Source organism: Cupriavidus sp. UGS-1, assembly GCF_021213615.1.
Classification (GTDB): domain Bacteria; phylum Pseudomonadota; class Gammaproteobacteria; order Burkholderiales; family Burkholderiaceae; genus Cupriavidus.
This window is the reverse complement of record NZ_JAJQJF010000004.1, coordinates 81,566-103,592: the sequence shown is the minus strand read 5'-3', so window position 1 is coordinate 103,592 and position 22,027 is coordinate 81,566. Positions and strand designations below refer to the sequence as shown.

The 22,027-nt window shown below is 68.1% G+C and carries 19 protein-coding genes; 11 read left to right on the top strand and 8 right to left on the bottom strand.

Features of this window, described 5'->3' with window-relative positions; genetic code table 11:
• Window positions 1-5 precede the first annotated feature (5 nt).
• Entirely contained in the window at window positions 6-1,049 is a 1,044-nt protein-coding gene (locus LRR16_RS07120) for a tripartite tricarboxylate transporter substrate binding protein (RefSeq protein WP_232205334.1), read from the top strand.
• A gap of 28 nt (window positions 1,050-1,077) precedes the next feature.
• On the opposite strand, the gene LRR16_RS07115 is transcribed toward LRR16_RS07120, so the two are convergent.
• Window positions 1,078-1,917: a FadR/GntR family transcriptional regulator gene (locus LRR16_RS07115; RefSeq protein WP_043437156.1), complete on the bottom strand. Its 840-nt coding sequence runs from the start codon at window positions 1,915-1,917 to the stop codon at window positions 1,078-1,080.
• Window positions 1,918-2,250: 333 nt separating this feature from the next.
• On the opposite strand from LRR16_RS07115, the gene LRR16_RS07110 reads away from it, so the two are divergent.
• The 7 genes from LRR16_RS07110 to LRR16_RS07080 all read left to right on the top strand — a co-directional run bounded on the left by LRR16_RS07110 (window position 2,251) and on the right by LRR16_RS07080 (window position 9,945).
• The gene (locus tag LRR16_RS07110) at window positions 2,251-3,453 is read left to right on the top strand and encodes an ABC transporter substrate-binding protein (protein WP_064574198.1); all 1,203 of its coding nucleotides are present in this window, start codon (window positions 2,251-2,253) and stop codon (window positions 3,451-3,453) included.
• Window positions 3,454-3,652: 199 nt separating this feature from the next.
• Window positions 3,653-4,510 (top strand): branched-chain amino acid ABC transporter permease, encoded by an 858-nt coding sequence (locus tag LRR16_RS07105; protein ID WP_006579287.1) that lies wholly within the window; start codon window positions 3,653-3,655, stop codon window positions 4,508-4,510.
• Complete coding sequence (locus LRR16_RS07100; RefSeq protein WP_232205586.1) at window positions 4,510-5,535, top strand: branched-chain amino acid ABC transporter permease; 1,026 nt, start codon at window positions 4,510-4,512, stop codon at window positions 5,533-5,535. Before LRR16_RS07105 ends, LRR16_RS07100 begins: the two co-directional genes overlap by 1 nt.
• Window positions 5,532-6,299, top strand: a complete 768-nt coding sequence (locus LRR16_RS07095; protein WP_232205333.1) for an ABC transporter ATP-binding protein — start codon at window positions 5,532-5,534, stop codon at window positions 6,297-6,299. The genes LRR16_RS07100 and LRR16_RS07095 overlap by 4 nt, the downstream gene beginning before the upstream one ends.
• A 2-nt stretch (window positions 6,300-6,301) precedes the next feature.
• Entirely contained in the window at window positions 6,302-7,003 is a 702-nt protein-coding gene (locus LRR16_RS07090) for an ABC transporter ATP-binding protein (RefSeq protein ID WP_232205585.1), read from the top strand.
• Between the two features lie 137 nt (window positions 7,004-7,140).
• Window positions 7,141-8,412, top strand: coding sequence for a Zn-dependent hydrolase (locus LRR16_RS07085; protein ID WP_232205584.1), 1,272 nt, complete (start codon window positions 7,141-7,143; stop codon window positions 8,410-8,412).
• Between the two features lie 54 nt (window positions 8,413-8,466).
• Complete coding sequence (locus tag LRR16_RS07080) at window positions 8,467-9,945, top strand: M81 family metallopeptidase (protein ID WP_232205332.1); 1,479 nt, start codon at window positions 8,467-8,469, stop codon at window positions 9,943-9,945.
• A 149-nt stretch (window positions 9,946-10,094) separates the two neighbouring features.
• Here LRR16_RS07080 and LRR16_RS07075 read toward each other — a convergent pair whose 3' ends face one another.
• The 4 genes from LRR16_RS07075 to LRR16_RS07060 form a co-directional block, all read right to left on the bottom strand.
• The gene (locus LRR16_RS07075; RefSeq protein WP_232205331.1) at window positions 10,095-10,607 is read right to left on the bottom strand and encodes a DUF3597 domain-containing protein; all 513 of its coding nucleotides are present in this window, start codon (window positions 10,605-10,607) and stop codon (window positions 10,095-10,097) included.
• Window positions 10,608-10,855: 248 nt separating this feature from the next.
• On the bottom strand, window positions 10,856-12,412 hold the full coding sequence (locus LRR16_RS07070; RefSeq protein ID WP_064574190.1) for a methyl-accepting chemotaxis protein: 1,557 nt from the start codon (window positions 12,410-12,412) through the stop codon (window positions 10,856-10,858).
• A gap of 530 nt (window positions 12,413-12,942) precedes the next feature.
• Window positions 12,943-13,914 (bottom strand): tripartite tricarboxylate transporter substrate binding protein, encoded by a 972-nt coding sequence (locus LRR16_RS07065; RefSeq protein WP_232205330.1) that lies wholly within the window; start codon window positions 13,912-13,914, stop codon window positions 12,943-12,945.
• 153 nt (window positions 13,915-14,067) lie between these two features.
• Window positions 14,068-15,192, bottom strand: a complete 1,125-nt coding sequence (locus LRR16_RS07060) for a muconate/chloromuconate family cycloisomerase (RefSeq protein ID WP_232205329.1) — start codon at window positions 15,190-15,192, stop codon at window positions 14,068-14,070.
• A 121-nt stretch (window positions 15,193-15,313) separates the two neighbouring features.
• Between LRR16_RS07060 and LRR16_RS07055 the strand changes: the two genes are divergently transcribed.
• Window positions 15,314-16,252 carry a LysR family transcriptional regulator gene (locus tag LRR16_RS07055; RefSeq protein ID WP_064574183.1) on the top strand — a complete coding sequence of 313 codons (939 nt, stop codon included), beginning with the start codon at window positions 15,314-15,316 and terminating at the stop codon, window positions 16,250-16,252.
• A gap of 21 nt (window positions 16,253-16,273) precedes the next feature.
• Here the strand turns inward: LRR16_RS07055 and LRR16_RS07050 are convergent, their stop codons facing one another.
• Window positions 16,274-17,161 carry a LysR substrate-binding domain-containing protein gene (locus LRR16_RS07050; RefSeq protein WP_232205328.1) on the bottom strand — a complete coding sequence of 296 codons (888 nt, stop codon included), beginning with the start codon at window positions 17,159-17,161 and terminating at the stop codon, window positions 16,274-16,276.
• A gap of 135 nt (window positions 17,162-17,296) precedes the next feature.
• Here LRR16_RS07050 and LRR16_RS07045 point away from each other — a divergent pair, with 135 nt between their 5' ends.
• Window positions 17,297-18,022 (top strand): glutathione S-transferase family protein, encoded by a 726-nt coding sequence (locus LRR16_RS07045; RefSeq protein ID WP_232205327.1) that lies wholly within the window; start codon window positions 17,297-17,299, stop codon window positions 18,020-18,022.
• 104 nt (window positions 18,023-18,126) lie between these two features.
• Here LRR16_RS07045 and aqpZ read toward each other — a convergent pair whose 3' ends face one another.
• On the bottom strand, window positions 18,127-18,825 hold the full coding sequence (gene aqpZ, locus LRR16_RS07040; RefSeq protein ID WP_006576070.1) for an aquaporin Z: 699 nt from the start codon (window positions 18,823-18,825) through the stop codon (window positions 18,127-18,129).
• Between the two features lie 254 nt (window positions 18,826-19,079).
• Here aqpZ and LRR16_RS07035 point away from each other — a divergent pair, with 254 nt between their 5' ends.
• On the top strand, window positions 19,080-19,328 hold the full coding sequence (locus LRR16_RS07035) for a hypothetical protein (RefSeq protein WP_043442297.1): 249 nt from the start codon (window positions 19,080-19,082) through the stop codon (window positions 19,326-19,328).
• Between the two features lie 65 nt (window positions 19,329-19,393).
• On the opposite strand, the gene LRR16_RS07030 is transcribed toward LRR16_RS07035, so the two are convergent.
• Window positions 19,394-21,961 carry a response regulator gene (locus LRR16_RS07030; protein WP_232205326.1) on the bottom strand — a complete coding sequence of 856 codons (2,568 nt, stop codon included), beginning with the start codon at window positions 21,959-21,961 and terminating at the stop codon, window positions 19,394-19,396.
• Between the last annotated feature and the right edge of the window lie 66 nt (window positions 21,962-22,027).

Below are 22,027 nucleotides of genomic sequence, written 5' to 3'. Positions count from 1 at the left end.
GAACGATGAAGCGGGGCATGCCCGGGGCGGGACCGATGGTGGCGGCGAACGACGGGATGCCGTGGCGGCGCCGGACACTTGCGGCGGCGACTTTTGCCCTGGCGGTCGCCGGTGCGGCCGGCACGCCGGCGGCACAGGCCGCCACTGCATGCGCGACGACCCGCATCGTGGTGCCGTTCCCCGCGGGCGGCCCGGCCGATCTGCTGGCCCGCACGCTTGCCCACGGCATGCAGCGCGGCCAGGGCCGCACCGTGATCGTCGACAACAAGCCCGGTGCGAACGGCAATATCGGCATCGACGCGGTGCGGCGCGCGGCCGGGGACGGTTGTACGGTGTTGATCGCGCCGGCCGGCAATCTGACGATCTATCCGACGCTGATGCCCCAATTGCCCTACCGCGTCGAGCGCGATTTCCGTCCGGTGTCGCTGCTGGCCAGTTCGCCGAATGTGCTGGCGGTCCATCCGTCGGTCAAGGCGAAGTCGGTGGCCGAATTGGTCGCGCTGGCCCGCACCGCCGAGCGCGGCGGCACGCCGCTCGGCTATGCCAGTCCGGGTGTCGGCAGCGGCCTGCATCTGGCCGGCGAGCTGTTTCGCCAGAGGGCCGGCGTGGCGCTGCTGCATGTGCCGTACAAGGGCACGACCCAGGCGCTGAATGACGTGGTTGGCGGCCAGGTACCGATCCTGCTCGGCACGCTGCCGACGCTGGCGCCGTTCATCCAGTCGGGCGCGTTGCGCGCGATCGCCGTGACGCAGGGCAAGCGCTCGCCGGCCGCGCCGAATATTGCGTCGATGGCGGAGCAGGGCATGGCCGGCATCGAGGTCAGTTCGTGGTACGCGATGCTGGCGCCGGGCGCGACGCCGGACGAGACCGTCGCGCAACTGCACGAGGCAGTGCGCACGGTGCTGGCCACCCCGGCGGTGCGCGCCGACCTGCAGCGCCAGGGCATGGAGCCGCAGGCCAGCACGCCCGAAGCGCTGGCGACGCGGATCCGGGAAGAAACCGCGAGCTGGGCCGAGCTGATCCGCGCAAACGGCATCAAGGCCGAATAGCACTGCGGCGCGCGGCGCGCCCGAGCGTTCAACTTGCCTGCTCTGGCTCGCGAACGCGCGGCCGCACCACCAGCGAACGGCGCGGCAATTCCGAGTCGAGCACCAGCCGGCCGTGCACGCGGCCGTTCATCCGCGTGATATGGCGCGTGCAGTCCTGCATATGCGCGGCCATCAGCTTGCGCACCTGCTCGGCATCGCGCGCGCGGGCCGCCGCGACGATCTTCTTGTGGAAGCGGACATTGGACGCGCCGAACTTCTCGTGCTCGCAGGCGGGCGTGTCGTTGCCGAACACCACCAGCTGCCGCAGCATCTCGTTGATCAGTTCGCAGCAGAAGCGCAGCATCGGATTCGGATTGGCCGCGGCCAGGATGTCGTGGAAGCTCAGATCCTCCTGGCGCTGGTCCAGCGGCGCGGCCGCCGAGGCCGAGGTGGGGTCGCACAGGTCGATCGTATGCTCGAGCGCGCGGAAGTCGTCCTCGGTCAGGTGCGGCACCGCGCCGGCGGCCAGCTCCGGCTCGAGCAGCCGGCGCACCGTGTACACGTCGGCGATGCCGACGTCCTTGAAGAACAGATAGTTCTGCATCAGCTGGAAGGTGCGGTCCAGCGGCACCTCGACGATGGTGCCGCCGCCGGCCGGACCGGTGCTGACGCTGATCAGCCCTTGCACCTCCAGCGACTTCAGCGCTTCGCGGATCGTGCTCTTGCTGACGCCGAAGGTCTGCTGCAGCTTGATCTCCTGCGGCAGCTTGTCGCCGGGCTTCAGGTCGCGCTCGGTGATCAGGCGCTTCAGTTCCTCCGCCACCAGGTCGGCGCGCTTCTGCTTGCGGATCGCCAGAGCCGGCGCCTTCGCGCCGCGGAACGTCACCATGGATTGTCCTTCCTTTCGTTTGATCGCCATGCCGGCGCGGCATGCGCCTTGCCGGGTCGCGGCGGTGCCGCAGTGGTCCATGCAGCGGTCCGGCGCGGTCCATCGCGGTGCACCGGGCACCGCCTTCGCGCATGACCGGCGCCTGCACGGGCGCAGGTAAACCCTGACCGGCGCTTCATTGACAGTCGCGCAAACCGGCTCCTATGATGCCTTCAACCAGTTTATACGTATAAATAGAATAAACGGGTTCGATTCTTGCTGTAGCGCTGTTGCGATCCTGTCGCGTGCCGGACCTTCCCTTTCGATGGACCCCACAGATCCAAGGAGTGAGCTTTGAATCGTCGTGACGTGCTCAAACTCGGCGCGCTGGCCGCCGTCCCCGCCTCCCTGCTGCGCGCCGGTGCCGTGCTGGCCGCCGACGATGCGATCGAACTCGGTTGTCCGGTGCCGATGTCCGGCCCGTTCGCCGCCAACGGCAAGTTCGCCGACCTTGGGATGAAGCTGATCGTCGAGCAATACGGCAAGGTGCTCGGCAAGCCGTTGCGCTACAGCGTGCTCGATACCGAAGGCAAGCCCGCCACCGCGGTGCGCAAGGTGCAGGAGCTGGCGCAGCAGAAGAACGCGCGCTACTTCGCCGGCGGCATCCTGTCGTCCGAATCGTTGGCGATGGGCAAGGAGGCCGAGAAATTCGGCGGGGTCTTCGTCACCACCGCCGGCGCCGACGAGATCACCGGCAAGGACTGCAACCGCGCGACCTTCCGCTGGTCGGTGCCGACCTATGGCGCGATCGAGCGCACGGTGCGGCCGCTGATCGAATCGATGCCCAAGGCGAAGCGCTGGTACACGATCACGCCGCAATACGTGTTCGGCGAGGGCCTGCTGTCGGCGGCGAAGAATATCTTCAAGGAGAAGGGCATTGAGCACGTGGGCAACAGCTACCACGCGCTCAACGAGAAGGAGTTCAGCGGCTATCTGACCAATGCGATCGCTGCCAAGCCCGACGTGCTGCTGATCCTGAACTTCGGCTCGCAATCGGCCGACACGCTGCGCCAGGCGGTCAGCTTCGGCATGAAGAAGAACACGACGATCCTGCTGGCCTGGGCCTCCGGGCTCGAGCAGTTCGAATCGTTGGGTGCGGACCTGTGCGACGGCGTCTATTTCGGCGCGCAGTACTGGCACGGCGTCGACACGCCGCTGAACCGCGATCTGGTGCAGCGCTGCAAGACGGCCTTCAAGTCCAATCCAAACTACAGCCTGGCTGGTTCCTATATCTGTACCAAGCTGATGCTCGACGCGATGGTCAAGGCCGGCAGCGCCGACCCGAAGGCCGTGATCGCGGCGATGGAAGGGCTCAAGTACGAAGGGCTGACCGGCCCCGAGGAAATCCGCGCCGCTGACCACCAGGTGCTGAAGAACTACTACCTGCTCAAGGGCAAGGCCAAGGGCAAGATGAAGGACAAGGACGACTACGCCGACGTGATCAGCGTCGGCAAGGCCTTCCTGCCGCCCGAACAGACCCAGTGCAAGATGGCCTGAGCAACCCTGCTGGTTTTCTCCCCTCTCCCGCTTGCGGGAGAGGGGTGGGGGAGAGGGCAAGGGGCGGTCGTCACGCTACCGCGCGTTGAAACCACCCCCTCTCGCCAACCCTCTCCCCCTGAAGGGGAGCGGGAGAACGCTGCGCCTTCGATGATCAGAGGGCGCTATCCAACGCGACAGCCATAGCGAAAACCGCTTCATGAACGTCTACCTGTTGCAGGTCATCAACGGCATTGGCATCGGCATGTTGTATTTCCTGCTGGCCGTCGGCCTGTCGATCGTCTTCGGCCTGTTGCGCTTCGTCAATTTCGCGCACGGCGCCTTCTATGCGCTCGGCGCGTATTTGTGCTTCCAGGCGCTGCAGCTGGGCATGAACTTCTGGGCCGCGCTGGTGCTGGCGCCCCTGGTGATCGGTGCGCTGGCCTGGCTGGTCGAGCGCGTGATGCTGCGCCACGTCTATGCCCAGCCCCATGAGTTCCACATCCTGGTGACGGTGGGCCTCGCGCTCGCCGTGCAGGAGCTGATCATCGTCGGCTGGGGGCCGCTCGGCGTCGACGTGCCGCCGCCCGACGCGCTGCAGGGCGTGGTGATGTGGGGCGACTTCATCTATCCGAAGTATCGGCTGTTCGTGATCGCGTTCACCGCGCTGCTGGCGGTGGCGCTGTGGTGGCTGCTGGAGGGCACGCGGCTCGGCAGCGCGGTGCGTGCCGGCAGCGAGTCGACGGAGATGGTGTCGCTGCTCGGCATCAACGTGTTCCGGTTGTTCAGCCTGATGTTCGCGCTCGGGGCGGCCACCGCCGCGATCGCAGGCGTGCTGGCCGCACCGATCCGCGGCGCCGAACCGTTCATGGGCGTCGAGGCGCTGGGCGTCGCCTTCATCGTCGTGGTGGTCGGCGGCATGGGCAGCTTCACCGGCGCGCTGATCGGCGGGCTGCTGGTCGGCGTGGTGCAAAGCCTGATGAGCACGCTGTGGCCCGAGGGCGCCAGGCTGATGATCTATGTCGCGATGGCCGCGGTGCTGCTGCTGCGTCCGCACGGCCTGCTGGGGAGGGGATGATGGCGTATCGATTCTGGTGGCTCGCGCTGGCCGTCACCCTGCTGCTGCCGTTGACGCTGCGCTCCGGCACGCTGGCGACCGAGGTGCTGATCTACGCGATGGCCGTGATGGCCTGTAACCTGCTGCTCGGCTACACCGGCCTGCTGTCGTTCGGCCAGGGCATCTTCTTCGGCCTGGGCAGCTATTCGCTGGGCCTGGCGCTGACCCGCATCGCGCTGCCGGTGCCGATTTCGCTGGCGCTGGCGATCGCCATCGGCGCGGGGGCGGCGGCGCTGGTCGGCTGGTTCTCGATCCGGCAGCGCGGCACCTACTTCGTGATGCTGACGCTGGCGTTCTCGCAGATGTTCTATTTCCTGGCCTATTCGGTGCCGTCGCTGACCGGCGGCGACAACGGCCTGCTCGACATCCCGAGACCCGCCCTGTCGATCGCCGGGCGCGAGCTGGTCTCGCTGGCCTCGCCGTGGCAGTTCTACGGCTTCGTCGCGGTGCTGTTCCTGGTGGTGTTCTTCCTGGTGCTGCGCGTCACCGATTCGGTGTTCGGCCGCACGCTGCTGGCAATCCGCGACAACGAGGAGCGGGCGCTGGCGGTTGGCTACAACATCAAGGCGTTCAAGCTGCTGGCCTTCGTGATTTCCGGCGCGGTGACCGGGCTCGCCGGCGGCCTGCATGCGATGCTGACCGGCATCGCGCCGCTGGCCAATATCGACTACCACGTCAGCGAGATGATCCTGATCATGACGGTGATCGGCGGCACCGCCAACGTGTTTGCGTCGGTGCTGGGCGCGGCGTTCTATGTGCTGCTGGCCGACTGGCTGTCGACACTGTGGCCGCGCTGGCTGATGCTGCTGGGCTTCCTGCTGATCGCGGTCAGCCTGTTCATGCAGCGCGGCCTGTGGGGGCTGGGCACGACGATCTGGCTGCGGCTGCGCGGCATCCGCCGCGAGCCGGCCGCGATCGGCCCCGACACGGAAGCCGCCGCAGGAGTCGCCACGGATGTCGTCACCACGCGGGAGGAACGCGCATGACCGCCCCGATTCTGGAGGCCACCGGCGTGGTCAAGCAGTACGGCAAGTTCATGGCGCTGGGCGGCGTGGATCTTCGCGTGATGCCGGGCACCGTGCATTCGGTGATCGGTCCGAACGGCGCCGGCAAGACCACGCTGTTCCATATGCTGACCGGCACGCGCAGCGTGACCAGCGGGCGCATCGTCTTCGACGGGCACGACGTCACCGGCGAGACCGACTACCAGCGCGTGCAGCGCGGCATCGCGCGCTCGTTCCAGGTCACCAGCCTGTTTCCCAGCCTGCCGGTGCGCGAGAACCTGCGGCTGGCCGCGCTCGGCACGCAGCCGCGGCGCGCGATGAACTGCTGGCGCCGTCCGGTCGGCGAGCTGGCCTGTATGGAGACGGTCGAGCGTGTGCTCGAGCGGCTCGAGCTGACCCGCGTCGCCGGCGCGGTCGCCGGTGCGCTGTCGCACGGCCAGCAGCGCCGGCTCGAAGTCGGCATGGCGCTGGCCGCGCGGCCGCGCGCGATCTTCCTCGACGAGCCGACCTCGGGCATGGGCGTCGACGATCTCGGCGCGATGAAGCGGCTGATCCGCGGGCTGGCCGAGGACCATACCGTCGTGCTGATCGAGCACAACATGGACATCGTGATGGACATCTCCGACACCATCACCGTGATGCAACAGGGCAAGGTGCTGATGGAAGGCCCGCCCGACACCGTGCGCGGCGATCCGCGCGTGCGCGCGGCCTATCTCGGCAACATGATCACCGGAGGCGAGCGATGACGATGCTCGATGTGCAGGCCATCCATGGCTACTACGGCAAGAGCCATGTGCTGCAGGGCGTCTCGCTCGCGGTGGGCGAGGGCGAACTGGTGACGCTGCTGGGCCGCAACGGCGCCGGCAAGTCGACCACGCTGAAGGCGATCGCCGGCGTGGTGCCGCCACGCGGCGGCCGCGTGCTGTTTCGCGGCAACGATATCGCGGGGCTGCCGCCGCACCGGATCGCCGCCCAGGGGCTGTGTTTCGTGCCCGAGCATCGCGGCATCTTCAAGCTGCTGACCGTCGAGGAGAACCTGAAGCTCGGGGCCCGGCGCGATTCTCCGTGGCAGCTCGACGACGTCTACCGGATCTTCCCGCGGCTGCGCGAGCGGCGCCGCAACAGCGGCGCAAATCTCTCCGGCGGCGAGCAGCAGATGCTGGCCATTGCCCGCGCGCTGATGAACCATCCGCGCCTGCTGATGCTCGACGAGCCGGTCGAAGGCCTGGCGCCGGTGATCGTCGAGGAAATCGTTGCGCAGCTGAAGTTGATCAAGGCGGCCGGCGTGCCGATCCTGCTGGTCGAGCAGAACCTGGAGGTCTGCACGCAGCTGGCCGAGCGGCACGTGATCATCGAGCAGGGCGCGGTCGTCTATACCGGTACCAATGCGCAATTCGTCGCCGACGAGGCGGTCAAGGACCGCTATCTCGGCGTGGGCCTGGCGGCGTGACGATCGCGCCGTCACCGTTTCCATTCCGTCGTCCCCGCGCAGGCGGGGACCCAGTGACTTCAAGCCGCTGGGCCCCCGCCTGCGCAGGGGCGACAAAGAGCTAGCTTCGGAAAATCGACATGTCAGTTGACCTCACCATGCATCCCCAGGCCAACGCCGTTCCAGCGCCTGATATCGACGCGCTGCGCATCGACGGCGCCCGCCTGTGGCACGCACTGATGCGGCTCGCACAGATCGGTTCGACGTCCAAGGGCGGCGTCTGCCGGCTCGCGCTGACCGATCTCGATCGCCAGGGCCGCGACTTCTTCGTCGCCGAGGCCAAGGCGATGGGCTGCACGGTACGCGTCGATGCGATCGGCAACATCTTTGCACGCCGGGCCGGACGCGACGACACGCTGCCGCCGGTGATGACCGGCAGCCATATCGATACGCAGCCGACCGGCGGCAAGTTCGACGGCAACTATGGCGTGCTGGCCGGGCTGGAAGTGTTGCGCACGCTGGCCGACGCCGGCATCGTCACCGACGCGCCGCTCGAGGTCGCGGTGTGGACCAACGAAGAGGGCTCGCGCTTCGTGCCGGTGATGATGGGCTCGGGGGCTTTCATCGGCGAGTTCGCACTCGACCATGTGCTGGCGCAAACAGACCGCGACGGCGTGCGCGTCGGCGACGCGCTGAACGAGATCGGCTATGCCGGCGCCGAGCCGGTCGGCGGCCGCGCCGTCGGCGCTTATTTCGAGGCCCATATCGAACAGGGTCCGGTGCTCGAGGGGAACGACACGGTGATCGGCGTGGTCACCGGCGCGCTTGGACAACGCTGGTACGACGTGGTGCTGACTGGCATGGAGGCGCACGCCGGACCCACGCCGATGGCGCTGCGGCGCGACGCGCTGCTGGCCGCGTCCGAACTGGTCGGCATCGTCAACCGCATCGCGCTGGACCATCCGCCCCACGGACGCGGCACGGTCGGCTGTCTGTCGGTCCATCCCGATTCGCGCAACGTCATCCCGGGCCGCGTGACGATGACGGTCGACCTGCGCGCCGCCGATGACACCGTGCTGTCGGCGATGGACGCGGCCCTGCATCGGGCCTGCACTGCGCTGTCCGAACGTTCGGGCATCGACATCGAGGTCCGGCAGGTGGTCTATTTCCCGCCGCAGCCCTTCGAGCCACGGCTGGTGCAGGCCGTGCGCGACGGCGCCGCGCAGCTGGGGTTGTCGGCGATGGAAGTGGTCAGCGGCGCCGGCCACGATGCCGTCTATCTGGCCCGGGTCGCACCGACCGCAATGATCTTCGTGCCGTGCAAGGACGGCATCAGCCATAACGAGATCGAGGACGCCCGCCCCGAGCATCTGGAGGCCGGCGCCAACGTGCTGCTGCACGCGATGCTCGACGCCGCGCGCGGGCGCTGAGCCCGCTGTCTGACCCGGCCTCCGACCCACACCGCACCGACCCGGACCCAAGCGATGAAAATCCTGATCGCCCGCCTCAATCACGAGACCAATACCTTCTCGCCGGTGCCCACACCGCTGGCCTCGTTCGACCCGCGCTATGGCGAGGACGGCTATCGCGCCGCGCGCGGCACGCGCACCGCGGCCGGCGCCTTCATCGAGCTGGCCGAAGCGGCCGGCGCCGAGATCGTCGTGCCGGTGATCGCCGGCGCCAATCCCAGCGGCCGCGTCGCGGCGCAGGCCTATACCGCGCTGTGCGACGCGATCGTCGAGGCCGCGCCGGGCTGCGATGCGGTGATGCTGGACCTGCACGGCGCGATGGTGGCCGAGAACAGCGACGACGGCGAGGGCGACCTGCTCGAACGCCTGCGCGCGGTACTGCCCGACAAGCCGATCGCGGTCGCGCTGGACCTGCATGGCAATATCACGCAGAAGCTGATCGACCACGTCGACGTGGCGGTCAGCTTCAAGACCTATCCGCACGTCGACATGTACGAGACCGGCGAGCACGCGGGCCGGCTGCTGCTCGACCATATCGCGGGCCGCACGAAACCGGTGGTGGCCTGGCGCCGCCTGCCGCTGCTGACGCATACGCTGTGCAGCCGCACCGATCAGGGCGCGATGCAGCGCGCGGTGGCGCTCGCCAGGGAGGCGGAAGTGCAAGGCATGCTGGCGGTTTCGGTGCTGGCCGGCTTCGGCCTGGCCGATATCGCGGCGCCTTGCCTGAGCGTGATCGTCGTCGGCGACGGCGATGCCGCCGCCGCAGACGCGGTCGCGCAACGCATTGCCCAGCAGATCTGGGACGACCGCGCCGGCTTCGTCTACGACAGCGAGCCGCTGGCGCAATCGATCGCACGCGCGGCCGAACTTGCCGACGCGCCGGGCGAGGGCCCCCTGCTATTGCTCGACCACGGCGACAACTGCATGTCCGGCGGCACTTGCGACAACATGGCCGTGCTGCACGAAGCGCTGGCACAGGGCTTGACCGGCATCGCGGTCGGGCCGGTCTGCGATCCAGAGGCGGTGGCCGCGCTGATCGCCGCCGGCGTCGGCGCCACGGTGACGCTGCCGGTCGGCGACAAGGTGGCGCTGACCCAGCTCGGCGTCTATCCGCAGTCGAAGCCCCTGACCGGCAAGGTGGCCGCGCTCGGCGACGGCGAATACGTGATCAGCGGCCCCACCTATACCGGCCAGCGCATCCGCATGGGACGCAGCGCGCTGCTTGATATCGGCGCCGCGCAGATCGTGATCGTCGAGACGCCGCAGGAGCATTGGGACCTCGGCATCTTCACGCATATCGGCGTGGATCCGCATCGCGCGCGCTTCCTGCTGCTGAAATCGCGGATGTACTGCCGGCCGGTGTTCGTGCCGATCGCCCGTGCCGTGGTCGAGTGCGATGGGGAGGGCGTGACCAGCTCGCGCTACGAGCGCTTTCCGTTCCAGCGCGTGGCGCGGCCCGTCTATCCGCTCGATCCGCAGACGAACTGGCGGTAGAGGCCGCAGCGTATCCCGTCGTCCCCGCGAACGCGGGGACCAGGCGTCTTTGCTCTCTGCTGATGCAAGCCGCTAGACCCCCGGCCTTCGCGGGGGCGACGAGGAGAGAAGAAGGAGGGGATCGCGCTCCCTCGCTTTCACGCGAAACGTCAGTCCCGCAATTCCGGCGGCAGCTTGCCGCCGTTCCGCGCCAGTTCCTGCATCACGCGCTTGTGCAGCCACGTGTTCATCGCGGCCGAGTCGTTCATGTCGCCGTTGTATTGCAGCTCGCGCGCAAGCTCCTTGCGATGCTCGAGGCTGCTGTCCAGCCCCAGCGCCTTCATCGTGTCGACGATCGACGTGCGCCAGTTCAGCTTCTGGCCGCTATGCTGTGCGAGGTCGTCGAGAATCTTCTCGACGTCGACCTCCGACAGCGGCGCCTGCGCGGCACCGGTTGCGGTGCCGCCGGCCGTTGCGCCGGCAGTGGTATTGCCGCCGCCGACGCCCGCCGTCACCGGCGCCGTGGCCGGCGGCGCAGCGCCCTGCGCCTGCCCGGCAGCGCCGGTCTGAGGCTGGCCCGCGGTGCCGGTCTGCGGCTGCTGGGCCTGTGTCGACGCCTGCGTGGAGGGCTCGGGCCGCGCCTTGCCGCGCAGCCTGTTCAGGATTTCGCCAAAGATGCTCATTGCAGATCCTCCGGTTGGGATGTACTGCCAGGTGCTGGGATGTGCCGAGATGTGCTGCGGTATGCAGCCTGATGTTCGGGCTGCACCGCGCAGCCACGCAGGATCCGCGCCACGGTGCGATAGCCGATGCGTCCGGGATGGCATGTCCGTCAGGCAGGTACTTTTGACAAGGATTGGTGCATTTATTGAGTCCAGCAAAGCAAAACGGGCCGCATTTCGCGGCCCGTTTCATCGGTCGTTCCGGCGAATCACGCTGCCAGTTGCGCCGTACCGAGGCGGAACGTCGACACCGCCTGCTTCAGGCGCTTGGCCTGTTCTTCCAGCGAGCCGGCCGCGGCGGCGGCCTGCTCGACCAGCGCGGCGTTCTGCTGCGTCACGGTGTCCATCTGCGTGACGGCCTGGTTCACCTGCTCGATGCCGGCGCTCTGCTCGGCCGACGCCGCGCTGATCTCGCCCATGATGTCGGTGACGCGCTTGACCGCGCCGACGATCTCTTCCATGGTCTGACCGGCCTCCGACACCAGCTGCGAACCCTTCTCGACGCGCTCGGCCGAATCGTCGATCAGCGACTTGATCTCCTTGGCGGCGGTGGCGCTGCGCTGCGCGAGGCTGCGCACTTCGCCGGCGACGACCGCGAAGCCGCGGCCCTGTTCGCCGGCGCGCGCGGCTTCCACCGCGGCGTTCAGCGCCAGGATATTGGTCTGGAAGGCGATGCTCTCGATCACCGCGATGATGTCGGTGACCTTCTTCGACGCGCCGTGGATCTCGTCCATGGTGTTGACCACCTGGCCGACCACATCGCCGCCCTTGACGGCGATGTCGGAGGCGTCGACCGCGAGGCGGCTGGCCTGCTTGGCGTTGTCGGCGTTCTGCCGGACGATGCTGGTCAGCTGCTCCATGCTCGACGCGGTCTCCTGCAGCGAAGCGGCCTGTTCCTCGGTGCGCTGCGACAGGTCGGTATTGCCGACGGCGATCTGGCTGGTGCCGGTGGCGATGGCCTCGGTGCCGAGGCGAACCTCGTTGACGATGCGCAGCAGGTTGCCGTTCATCTCGGCCAGCGCCTGCAGCAGCTGGCCGGTTTCGTCCTTGCTGTCGACGTCGATGCGGGCGCTCAGATCGCCGGCGGCGACGGTTCGCGCGATGCTGACAGCGCGATGCAGCGGACGGGTGATGCCGCGGGTCAGCCAGACCGCGAACGCGATGCCGATACCCAGCACCAGCACGCCCAGTCCGATCAGGCGGTTGCGCGCGGTCTGGTAGACCGCGTTGATGTCGCGCGCGGTGGCGTCGATGCTGGCGCGCTGGATGTCGAGCAGCTTCTGGATCTCGCCCAGATAGGCGTCGCCGGCCGGCACGAATTCCTTCTCCAGCACGGTGTTGGCCTCGTCGGTCAACCCTTCCTGCTTGAGCTTGGTGATCTTGTCGCGCGAGGCGTTGTACGGTTCGCGCACGCGCAGGATGGTCTGGAACGCCTGCTTCTCGGCGTCGGTGCTCAGCAGCGGCTCGATCTTGTCGCGCAGATCGGCAATCGCCTTGACCGAGTTCTTGGTCTCGTTCGCGAAGAACGCGCCGAGCGTCGGATCGGAGCTCTTGGCCACCGCGGTGGTCCGGCGCACGCTGGTATGCATGTAGCGGTACCAGTCGCTGACCAGCCGTTCCTTGGCCAGCGGCTGCTGCATCATGTCATGCGTGCGCTCCGCGACCTGCTGCAACCGCAGGATGCCAAGTCCGGTCATCAGCGTGGACAGCAGCAATACCACGCCAAAGCCGATGCCAAGGCGTGCACCTATTCCCAAGTTTTTCATTTCTTCTACCTGATGGACATTGAATCGCGGCGAACAACGCCACGCCCGCGGACGTCCCGCGCGCGTGCTGCGTATTCGCTCTTCGCTCTTGTGTTGCCGCCCGTTCGCTGACGATTGCTTCGGGGGTCGATGTCAGACAACGGCAGTTGGTAGAAAAACTTGAGGGGAGAGGCTGGGAGGCGGGGACAGCAGGCAGCGCCAAACGTAACATCACGGTCCGCTATCGGCTCCCCTCTCCCACGCCGTGGGAGAGGCTGGGAGGCAGGCAGCGCCGAACGTCACGCCACGGCCCGCCATCGGCTCCCCTCTCCCACGCGTGGGAGAGGGGTGGGGGAGAGGGCAAGGCACTCGCGCAAGCGAGCACCTTCGTATCGCCACCGCCCTTTCCCTCTCCCCCAACCCCTCTCCCGCATGGCGGGAGAGGGGAGAAGACCGCGGGCCTGCTCCGGGGGGGAGGGAGAAGATCGCGGGCCTGCTCCGGGGGAGAGGGAAGCCCGCTGCGGCGGCAGAGGGCACACGGGAGATCCAGTTCAATCCGCCCGAATCCCCCGCGTGCGAATCAGCTTGCCCCATTTGTCGGTTTCTTTCGCCAGATGCTGCTTCAGCTCGGCCGGCGTGCTGCCGATGGGCTCGGCGCCGATCGCCGCGAGGCGCTTCTGCACTGCGGGCTTGCGCAGCGCCTCGACCATCGCGCGGTTCAGCGACTCGACCACCGCGGGCGGCGTGCCGGCCGGCACGAAGGCGGCGAACCATGGCGACAACTCGTAGCCCGGCAGCCCGGCCTCTGCCACGGTCGGCACATTGGGCAGCGTGGCCGAGCGCTTGCTGGTCGTCACCGCGATCGCCGTCAGCTTGCCCGCATCGATATGCGGCTTGGCGGACGTGATGCTGTCGAACATGTAGTCGACCTGGCCGCCGAGCAGGTCGGTGACCGCGGGGCCGCTGCCCTTGTAGGGCACGTGCAGCAGCTCGACGCCTGCCATCGACGTAAAGAGTTCGCCAGCCAGATGGATCGAGGTGCCGTTGCCCGCCGACGCGTAGGTGTACTTGCCCGGCTGGCTCTTCGCGCTGGCGATCACCTCCGGCACGGTCTTGGCGCTGGTCTTGGCCTTGTTGGCGACCAGCACGTTCGGCACCACGGCCAGCAGCGATACCGGCGCGAAATCCTTGATCGGGTCGTAGCTCAGCTTGCGGTACAGCGCCGGATTGACCGCCATGCCGTTGGCGACGATCAGCATCGTGTAGCCGTCGGCGGGCGAGCGCGCGACCAGCTCGGCGCCAATATTGCCGCCGGCCCCGGGGCGGTTTTCCACCACGATCGATTGCCCCAGCGTTTGCGACATCTCCTCGCCGAGCGTGCGGGCGATATTGTCCATCGCGCCGGCGGCCGGGAAGGGGACGATCCAGCGGATCGGACGTTCGGGGTAGGCGGCCTGCGCGGCCGGCGTGGCGAGGGCCGCGGCGAGGCCGAGGACCACGGTGGCGAGAGTGAGCGACTTCATTGTCTCCGTTCCTTCGTGAAGTTCGAAACCAGGGTGCCCGGCGCGCGTTCGGCGCATCTCGGTGGCGTTATCCAGCGGTGATGCGGCTGTGGTGCGGCGCTTACACGGGCGTGGTGCGGCCGTTACGTGGCCATCATGTCGTTGTTGTCGGTGCTATGCGCGATCGCGCCGGTAATGCGCGAGCTTGTCCTCGTCGAGCGCGAGACCCAGGCCGGGGCCGTCGGGCAGCCGCAGCGCGAAGTCCCGATAGCCTGGACGTTCGACCACCACGTCGTCCTTGAGCAGCAGCGGCCCGAACAGCTCGGTGCCCCAGGCCAGTTGCGGCAGCGTGCAGAAGCCGTGCGCCGCGGCGATGGTGCCGACGCTGCCTTCGAGCATGGTGCCGCCATAGAGCGCGATGCCGGCCGCATCGCCGACCGCGGCGGTGCGCAGCATGCCAAAGATGCCGCCCGACTTGGCGATCTTCAGCGCGAACACATCGGCCGCGCCCAGGCGTGCCAGTTCCATCGCGTCCTCCGGCCCGGTCACTGCTTCGTCGGCCATGATCGGCACGACGAAGCGCGCCGCCAGCCGCGCCAGCCCGACGCGGTTCTCCCGTGCGATCGGCTGCTCGATCAGGTCGATGCCGGCCGCCTCCAGCATCGCGACGCCGGTGGCCGCGTCGGCCTCGTTCCAGGCCTGGTTGACGTCGACCGTCACGCGGGCGCGGTCACCCAGCGCGCGCTTGATCGCCGCGACATGGGCGACGTCGTCGCGCACCGCGCGGCGGCCGATCTTCAACTTGAAGGTGTCGTGGCGGCGCTCGGCCAGCAGGCGCTCGGCCTCCTCGATATCGCGGGCGGTATCGCCGCTGGCCAGCGTCCACAGCACCGGCAGCGCGTCGCGCACCGTACCGCCGAGCAGCGTGGCGAGCGGCACGCCGAGCCGCTTGCCCTGCGCGTCGAGCAGCGCGGTTTCCAGCGCCGACTTGGAGAAGCGGTTGCCGCGCGCGACCTTGTTCAGCCGCGCCATCGCGCCATGGATATTGGCGGCGTCCTGACCGATCAGTGCGGGCGCCAGATAGGTATCGATGGTCAGCTTGATGCCTTCGGGACTTTCCTCGCCATAGGACAGGCCGCCGATCGTGGTGGCCTCGCCGATGCCTTCGATGCCGTCGCTGGCGCGCAGCCGCACGATGACCAGCGTCTGCTGCTGCATGGTCGCCATGGCCAGCTGATGCGCGCGGATGGTGGGCAGGTCGACCAGGATCGCGTCGACGGATGTGATGGTGGTTGCCATACCTGAGGGATTGGATTGAGGGTTCGTGGCCCAGTATGCGGCTTGACCAATGCGCTGTCCAAGACCGATGATGTCTGATTCCATACCTGTGAGGTATGGATTCCGGTTCAAGGAGGCCACCATGGAACTGCGCCATCTGCGCTATTTCCAGACCGTCGCGCGCGAGCTCAACGTGACGCGCGCGGCCGCGCTGCTGCATATCGCGCAGCCGCCGCTGTCGCGCCAGATCCGCCAGTTCGAGGATGAACTGGGCGTGCCGCTGTTCGAGCGCGTCGGCCGCGGCCTGCGGCTGACCGAGGCCGGACGCTTCCTGCTCGAGCAATCGCTGCAGCTGACGCAGCGGCTTGACGAGATGATCGAGGGCACCCGGCGCATCGGCCGCAACGAGAAGCGCTGGTTCGGCATCGGCTTCGTGCCGTCGGTGCTCTATGGCGTGCTGCCGGACCTGATCCGCGAACTGCGCGCGGACCAGAGCGAGGTCGAGGTGGGCCTGACGGAAATGATCTCGGTGCAGCAGCTCGAGGCGCTGAAGTCCGGCCGCATCGACCTGGGCTTCGGCCGGCTGGCGCTGAGCGACCCCGCCATCGTGCAGCAGGTCGTGATGGCGGAGCCGCTGGTCGCGGCGCTGCCGGCGCGGGCCGCCCCGCGTGAAGGTGAAGGCGGCAATGGCGGTGGCCGTGGCCGCGTCGGAGGCGATGGCGATAGTCCGATGGCGCCGGCCGAACTGGCGCGGCGCGGGCTGATCCTCTATCCCGCGCGTCCGCGGCCCAGCTATGCGGACCACGTGCTGTCGTTGTTCCGCGCCCAGGGACTGCAGCCGCGCGTGGTGCAGGAAGCCAACGAGCTGCAGACCGCGCTCGGCCTGGTCGCCGCGGGGCTGGGCATCACGCTGGTGCCATCGTCGGTCCAGCGGCTGCACCGGGACGACGTCCGCTATTGTCCGATCGATGCGCCGGGCTTCGTGTCGCCGGTGATCATGAGCTATCGGGCAGGGGACGCGTCGCCGTTCCTGGGCAGGGCGGTGGCGTGGGTGCGCAGGCAGGCGGAGGTCTCGGGCTGAAACGAGCGCCTGGCCGACCGTTCATTCCTCGGCAAAACACTTGGCCAGGAATTCAACGACCGCCCGTACCGCCGGAAGCTGACCGCGCCGATGCGGCATCACGACCGACGTCATCACGTGGCCGGCGGTCCAGTCGGGCAGTACCCGCACGATGTCGCCGCTTTGCAGGGCCGAGCGGCATACCGACAGCGGCAGGCACGCGACGCCCAGACCGGCCGTGACCGCGCCCAGCAGCGCGGTCGATTCGTTGGCGGTCATGCGGGGGCGCGGGGTGACGGTCAGGGTTCGGTCATCGCGATGCAGCCGCCAGCTGGTGGCCATCGGCCGCGTCAGCAGCCCGTCATGGCCGGCCAGCGCCTCCGGTGTCTGCAGCGGATCGGCCGCGGCGAGATAGCGCGGCGACGCGACCAGGACGATCGGCTCGGTCGACAGCAGCCGCTGCACGAGCTCGGAGTCGGGCAGCGGCGCGAAGTGGCTGCGGATCGCGAGGTCATAGCCTTCCTGCGCGACATCGACGAAGCGGTCCGACACGTCCAGCTGGATATGCAGCTTCGGGTAGGCGAGGGCCAGTTCCGGCAGGCGCGGCGCCAACGTCTGCTGCGCGACCGGCACCGAGGTGGTCAGCCTGACCGTGCCGCTCGGTTCCGCGGCGCGCTGGCGCACCACGTCGTGCGCGGCCTCGGCCTCGATCAGCGCCGCGCGGGCGTGCTCGTGAAAGGCGCGGCCGACGTCGGTCAGCGTGAAGCTGCGCGAGCTGCGATGGATCAACCGCGCACCGAGCCGCTGCTCGAGCTCGGCGACGCGCTTGCTCAGCGTCGACTTCGGAATGCCGAGCTGGCGCGAGGCCGCGGCGAAGCCGCCATGTTCGACGGCGGCGGCGAACAGCGAGAGGTCGTTCAGGTTCAGCATGGGAGCGGCAGTGGCGCAATAAAGTCCATCCGTATGGACATTGCGTTGAATTTTTGCCGACTACCGCTTCAATGTCCACAAATCTATAGTCTCTCCATCGACCCGATGCCCGGGTCCTTCAACTGGAGAAACAACATGACCCCCATCCTCTTCTATGGCGTGCCGTCGGGATGCTCGTTCGGTTCGATCGTCGCGCTCGAATGGCTCGGCCAGCCGTATCGGCTATCCCGCATCGAGATGCCGGAGGTCGTCACCAGCGACGCCTTCCGCCGGATCAACCCGGTGGGCGAAACGCCGGCGTTGGCTACCGATGGCGGGGCAATCGTGACGGAAAGCATGGCGATCCTGAACTGGATCGGCGCGCGCGGCATCGATGGCTCGCTCGGTTTTGCCCAGGGGACGCCGGAATTCGACCGGCTCAACCAGATGCTGGCCTACCTGAATACGACCTTCTTCAACGCCTTCGTGCCGCTGTGGCATCTGTACGAGCACGCCAGCGACGACACCACCAAGGCGGTGCTGCGCGAATTCGGCACGATCAAGGTCAAGAAGGCGCATGCGCAGCTGGAGGCGATGCTCGGCGATCGTCCGTGGCTGCTGGGCGATCGGCGCACGCTGGCCGATGCCTACTTCGCCGGCATCGCGCGCTGGACGGACTATCACGGCGTGGTGAACCGGGCGGACTATCCGAACCTGGATCGGCTCTATCGGAAGCTGCAACAGGATCCGGCGGTGCGTTTCGCCAACGCGATCGAGGCGGAAGGGGAGGCGAAGTCGGCCGGTGGCTTCGTGGGTCATGTCGGCCTGGAGCAGGCCTGGGCCGAGATCGTCGCCAAGCGCGAGCAGCGCCTGGCAGCCTGACGATCCCGCGGCGACCGGCGGCGTGCGCTGCCGGTCGCGTGTTGCGGCTCGAGAGTCGCGACTGGAGCGTAGGGACTCGAGTGTCGCGACTCGAGTGTCGCGACTTATTCGTCGTCGCTATACAGGATGCGGCCAACCACGCCGGCCAGGATGGCGCCGACGATCGGCGCGATCCAGAACAGCCACAGCTGATGCAGCGCCATGCCGCCCACCATCAGCGCCGGTCCGGTCGAGCGGGCCGGATTGACCGAGGTGTTCGACACCGGAATCGTCACCAGGTGGATCAGCGTCAGGCACAGGCCGATCGCCAGCGGCGCCAGCGCGCCGTGCGCGCGTTTTGCTGTCGCGCCCAGGATGATCAGCACGAAGAAGAAGGTCGCCAGGACCTCGGTCGCGAACACCGGCATCATGCCGAAGCCCGACGGCGAGCCGGCGTCGAAGCCGTTGGCGGCCAGGCCGCTGACGGTCACGTCGAAGCCCGGCTTGGCATCCATCAGCTGCAGCAGTACCAGCGCGGCCAGCGCGCCGCCGATTACCTGCGCCACGATATAGACCGGTGCTTCCTTCCACGGGAAGCGACCCGCGGTGGCCAGGCCGACCGTCACGGCCGGATTCAGATGGCATCCCGATACCGGTCCTACTGCATAGGCCATCGTCAGCACGGTCAGGCCGAAGGCCAGCGAGACGCCGGCGAAGCCGATGCCCAGGTGCGGAAAGGCGGCCGCCAGGACGGCCGAGCCGCAGCCGCCGAATACCAGCCAGAACGTGCCGAAGGCTTCGGCAAGGGGGCGCTTGAAGTGCATGGTTCCTTCTCCCGATTGAATATGGCGCGCCGCACGGACACGCGGGGGCGACGTCCGACAGGTCGCAGCGTGCGGGAGGATTCTAGGTGCCGCTTACGGCAATGTCATGACTCAAAGCGCACTCTTTGCAGTCGTTCACAATTGGAGCCGCCTGAGTAGCGCTCGACGCGTTGCAACGTGACAGATCGATTGTCGACGACCAAGATGGCGACAGGTGTGGCGCAACGATGGCGCCGCCGCTGCATTCACAACAGATGTACAAAGTCTATTGGACCACCTACGACGCCGAAGGCGTGCCGACGGCGCATGCCGAGGACTACGGCTCGGACCAGCTCGCCGCGGTGCTGGCGCGTTGCGAGGCGCTGCGGGCGCGGCAGCGGGCCGGTGAGCCGGTCGGTTTCGTGACGATGGTGTCGGAGAATCCGTATAGCGTCGGACATCCCGGGGCGGCCGATGTCGAGCCCGGCTATGCCTGGTACAAGCGGCGGCCGCCGCCGCGCTAGATCGCGGGAGGATGTCGATGCGGAGGATATCGACGGCACCGACGGTACTGACGATGACGCCCGGACTACTGCACCGCCTCGATGTCCCCCATCCACGGGCCGAGCTCCCGCCGCAACGTCGATAGATCGATCGGCTTGCCCAGCACGCGCGCCCCGGCGATCGGCTCCTGCAGGTCCGCGCCCGCGCCATAGCCGGTCATCAGCACCACGTCGATATGCGGCTGTTGCGCGCGCAGCGCCACGGCCAGCGCGTCGCCGGCCATGCCGGGCAGCGTGATATCGGTCAGCAGCACGTCGAAGCGCCGGCCATCGGCCAGCAGCAGCGCTTCCTCCGCCGATCCCGCCGCGGCGCAGTCGAGCCCGAAACCCAGCAGCACCTCTTGCAGCGCCTCGCGCGAGGGGACGTCATCTTCGACCAGCAATACGGCGGCGGCCATGCCATCGCGCCGGACCTGCGGCGACTGCGCAGGCGCCGGGCCGCTCGTGCGCCGATGGGCGTCCAGCACGGTCCGCACCGCCCGCGCCAGATCGTCGCGCCGATAGGGTTTGTTCAGCAGCGTCACGCCGTCGTCGAGCTTGCCGAGGTGGAAGATCTCGTCGCGCGTATAACCGGAGGCGAACAGCACCGGAATCGGCGGCCGCCGCTGCGCCGCGCGCCGCGCCAGTTCGCCGCCCTTGATGGTGCCGGGCATGATCACGTCGGTAAACAGCAGGTCGATGCCGATCCCGCTGTCGATCAGCGACCAGGCGGCATCGCCGTTCGGCGCGATGCGCACGCGATAGCCGAGCTGCGCCAGCATCTCGACCGCGGTGATCCGCACATCGGGGTCGTCTTCGACCACCAGGACGGTCTCGCCGCCGCCGACGGGCGCCGGCTCCTGCTCCGCCGTCTCGGGCGCTTCGGCCTCGAGGCAGCGGGGGAAGAACATCTGCACCGTGGTGCCGCGGCCGACTGTGCTCTGGATCGCGATATGGCCGCCGCTCTGCTTGACGAAGCCGAACACCATGCTCAGGCCGAGGCCGGTACCGTGGCCATCGGCCTTGGTCGTGAAGAAGGGCTCGAAGGCGTGCTCCAGCACGTCGGCGGTCATGCCGGTGCCGGTGTCGGCCACGCGGAAGACGACATAATCACCCTCCGGCCGCTCCGGCGCATTGCCGGTCCAGGTATCGGCATCCGGGTCGGGCGATGACGCGCCGTCGAGCACGACATTGGCGGCCGAGATCGTCAGTGTGCCGCCGCCGCGCATCGCGTCACGGCCGTTGATGGCCAGATTGAGCAGCGCGTTCTCGAGCTGGTTGCGGTCCGCCTTCACGTTCCACAGATCGTCGGGCGTCCGCGTTTCGACCTTCAGCGATTCGCCCAGCGCGCGGTGCAGGATTTCGGCCATGCCGCCGATCAACCGGCCGGGGTGGATCACCGCCGGCGACAACGGCTGGCGCCGCGCGAAGGCCAGCAGGTGCGAGGCCAGCTTGGCGCCGCGCCGCACCGCGTTGGCGGCGGTGGCGATGCGGCCCTGCGCGATCGGGTTGTCGCCGGCCTCGGCGGCGAGCATCTGCAGATTGCCGCTGATGACCTGCAGCACGTTGTTGAAGTCGTGGGCGATGCCGCCGGTCAGGTTGCCGATCGCCTCCATCTTCTGCGCCTGCCGCAGCTGGCCCTCGGCAAGCGCGCGCGCGGCGATCGCATCGGCAACACGCTTTTCCAGCGTCTCGGTCAGCTGCCGCAGCGCCTGCTCCGCCAGCTTGCGCTCGTCGATGTCGATCAGCACGCCGGGGAAGCGGTAGGGCTCGCCATGCGAGTCGAACTCGCACTGGCCGTTGGCCTGAACCCACAGATAGCTGTCGTGAGCCCGCCGGATCCGGTATTCGGCGCGGAAGGGCGCGCCGGTGCGGATCGCTTCATCCGTCAGCCTGGCCAGTTCCTCGATGTCGTCCGGGTGGATCACCGCGTTGATGATCGTGCGGGGCACGCCCTGGATCGCCTGTGCCAGTCCGACCGAGAAGGTGCGGGCGAAGCGTTCGTCGCCGGTCAGCGTATCGGAGGCGATGTCCCAGACCCAGGTACCGAGCACCGCGCCGGTATTGAGCGCCAGCTGCAGCCGTTCGTTGGCCTGCTGCAGCGCGCTCTCGGCTTCCTGCCGCCAGCGCTCGGTCAGCACGCGCTCGGTGGTTTCGACCACCACTGCCAGCACGCCGGCGGGGGCGCCATCGTCGTTGGACACCGGGCTGTAGTACAGGTCCATCCAGACGTCCTCGGGACGTCCATTGCGCAGCAGCACCAGTTCCTTGTCGCGGAAGGACAGCGTGCCGCCGGCCAGGCAGGTCTGCATCACGTGCCGGTTGAAGTCGGCCACTTCGGGCCAGCCCAGTTCGACCGGACAGCCGAGCAGATAGGGATGCCGGCCGCCGGCGAACACGGCGTAGGCATCGTTGTAGATCATGTAGCCCGGTCGGCCCCACAACAACACCATTGGCACCGGCGAGGCCAGCAGCAGCCGAACCGCGGCGCCGAGGCTGGGCTGCCAGCGGTCGATCGGGCCCAGCTCGGTGGTGGACCAGTCGAACGCCCGGATGCGCTCGGCCATTTCGCCGTGCCAGCCGGAACAGTCGTGATGTTCTGCCAGGAATGGCATGGTGTGAAGCGAGAGTGGCGACAGGGAGATTGTGCTGGCGGCGAGGGCGTTTGCCAATGCCGGCGC

Bases quoted from the DNA above. Each gene is read 5' to 3' on its own strand.
- LRR16_RS07075 (WP_232205331.1), bottom strand. From the start codon at position 10,607: ATGAGCATCTTTGGCGAAATCCTGAACAGGCTGCGCGGCAAGGCGCGG.
- LRR16_RS07120 (WP_232205334.1), top strand. From the start codon at position 6: ATGAAGCGGGGCATGCCCGGGGCGGGACCGATGGTGGCGGCGAACGAC.
- LRR16_RS07030 (WP_232205326.1), bottom strand. From the start codon at position 21,961: ATGCCATTCCTGGCAGAACATCACGACTGTTCCGGCTGGCACGGCGAA.
- LRR16_RS07085 (WP_232205584.1), top strand. From the start codon at position 7,141: ATGCATCCCCAGGCCAACGCCGTTCCAGCGCCTGATATCGACGCGCTG.
- LRR16_RS07090 (WP_232205585.1), top strand. From the start codon at position 6,302: ATGCTCGATGTGCAGGCCATCCATGGCTACTACGGCAAGAGCCATGTG.
- LRR16_RS07100 (WP_232205586.1), top strand. From the start codon at position 4,510: ATGGCGTATCGATTCTGGTGGCTCGCGCTGGCCGTCACCCTGCTGCTG.
- LRR16_RS07050 (WP_232205328.1), bottom strand. From the start codon at position 17,161: ATGCTGAACCTGAACGACCTCTCGCTGTTCGCCGCCGCCGTCGAACAT.
- LRR16_RS07070 (WP_064574190.1), bottom strand. From the start codon at position 12,412: ATGAAAAACTTGGGAATAGGTGCACGCCTTGGCATCGGCTTTGGCGTG.
- LRR16_RS07035 (WP_043442297.1), top strand. From the start codon at position 19,080: ATGTACAAAGTCTATTGGACCACCTACGACGCCGAAGGCGTGCCGACG.
- LRR16_RS07055 (WP_064574183.1), top strand. From the start codon at position 15,314: ATGGAACTGCGCCATCTGCGCTATTTCCAGACCGTCGCGCGCGAGCTC.
- LRR16_RS07045 (WP_232205327.1), top strand. From the start codon at position 17,297: ATGACCCCCATCCTCTTCTATGGCGTGCCGTCGGGATGCTCGTTCGGT.
- LRR16_RS07080 (WP_232205332.1), top strand. From the start codon at position 8,467: ATGAAAATCCTGATCGCCCGCCTCAATCACGAGACCAATACCTTCTCG.
- LRR16_RS07065 (WP_232205330.1), bottom strand. From the start codon at position 13,914: ATGAAGTCGCTCACTCTCGCCACCGTGGTCCTCGGCCTCGCCGCGGCC.
- LRR16_RS07105 (WP_006579287.1), top strand. From the start codon at position 3,653: ATGAACGTCTACCTGTTGCAGGTCATCAACGGCATTGGCATCGGCATG.
- LRR16_RS07060 (WP_232205329.1), bottom strand. From the start codon at position 15,192: ATGGCAACCACCATCACATCCGTCGACGCGATCCTGGTCGACCTGCCC.
- LRR16_RS07095 (WP_232205333.1), top strand. From the start codon at position 5,532: ATGACCGCCCCGATTCTGGAGGCCACCGGCGTGGTCAAGCAGTACGGC.
- LRR16_RS07115 (WP_043437156.1), bottom strand. From the start codon at position 1,917: ATGGTGACGTTCCGCGGCGCGAAGGCGCCGGCTCTGGCGATCCGCAAG.
- aqpZ (WP_006576070.1), bottom strand. From the start codon at position 18,825: ATGCACTTCAAGCGCCCCCTTGCCGAAGCCTTCGGCACGTTCTGGCTG.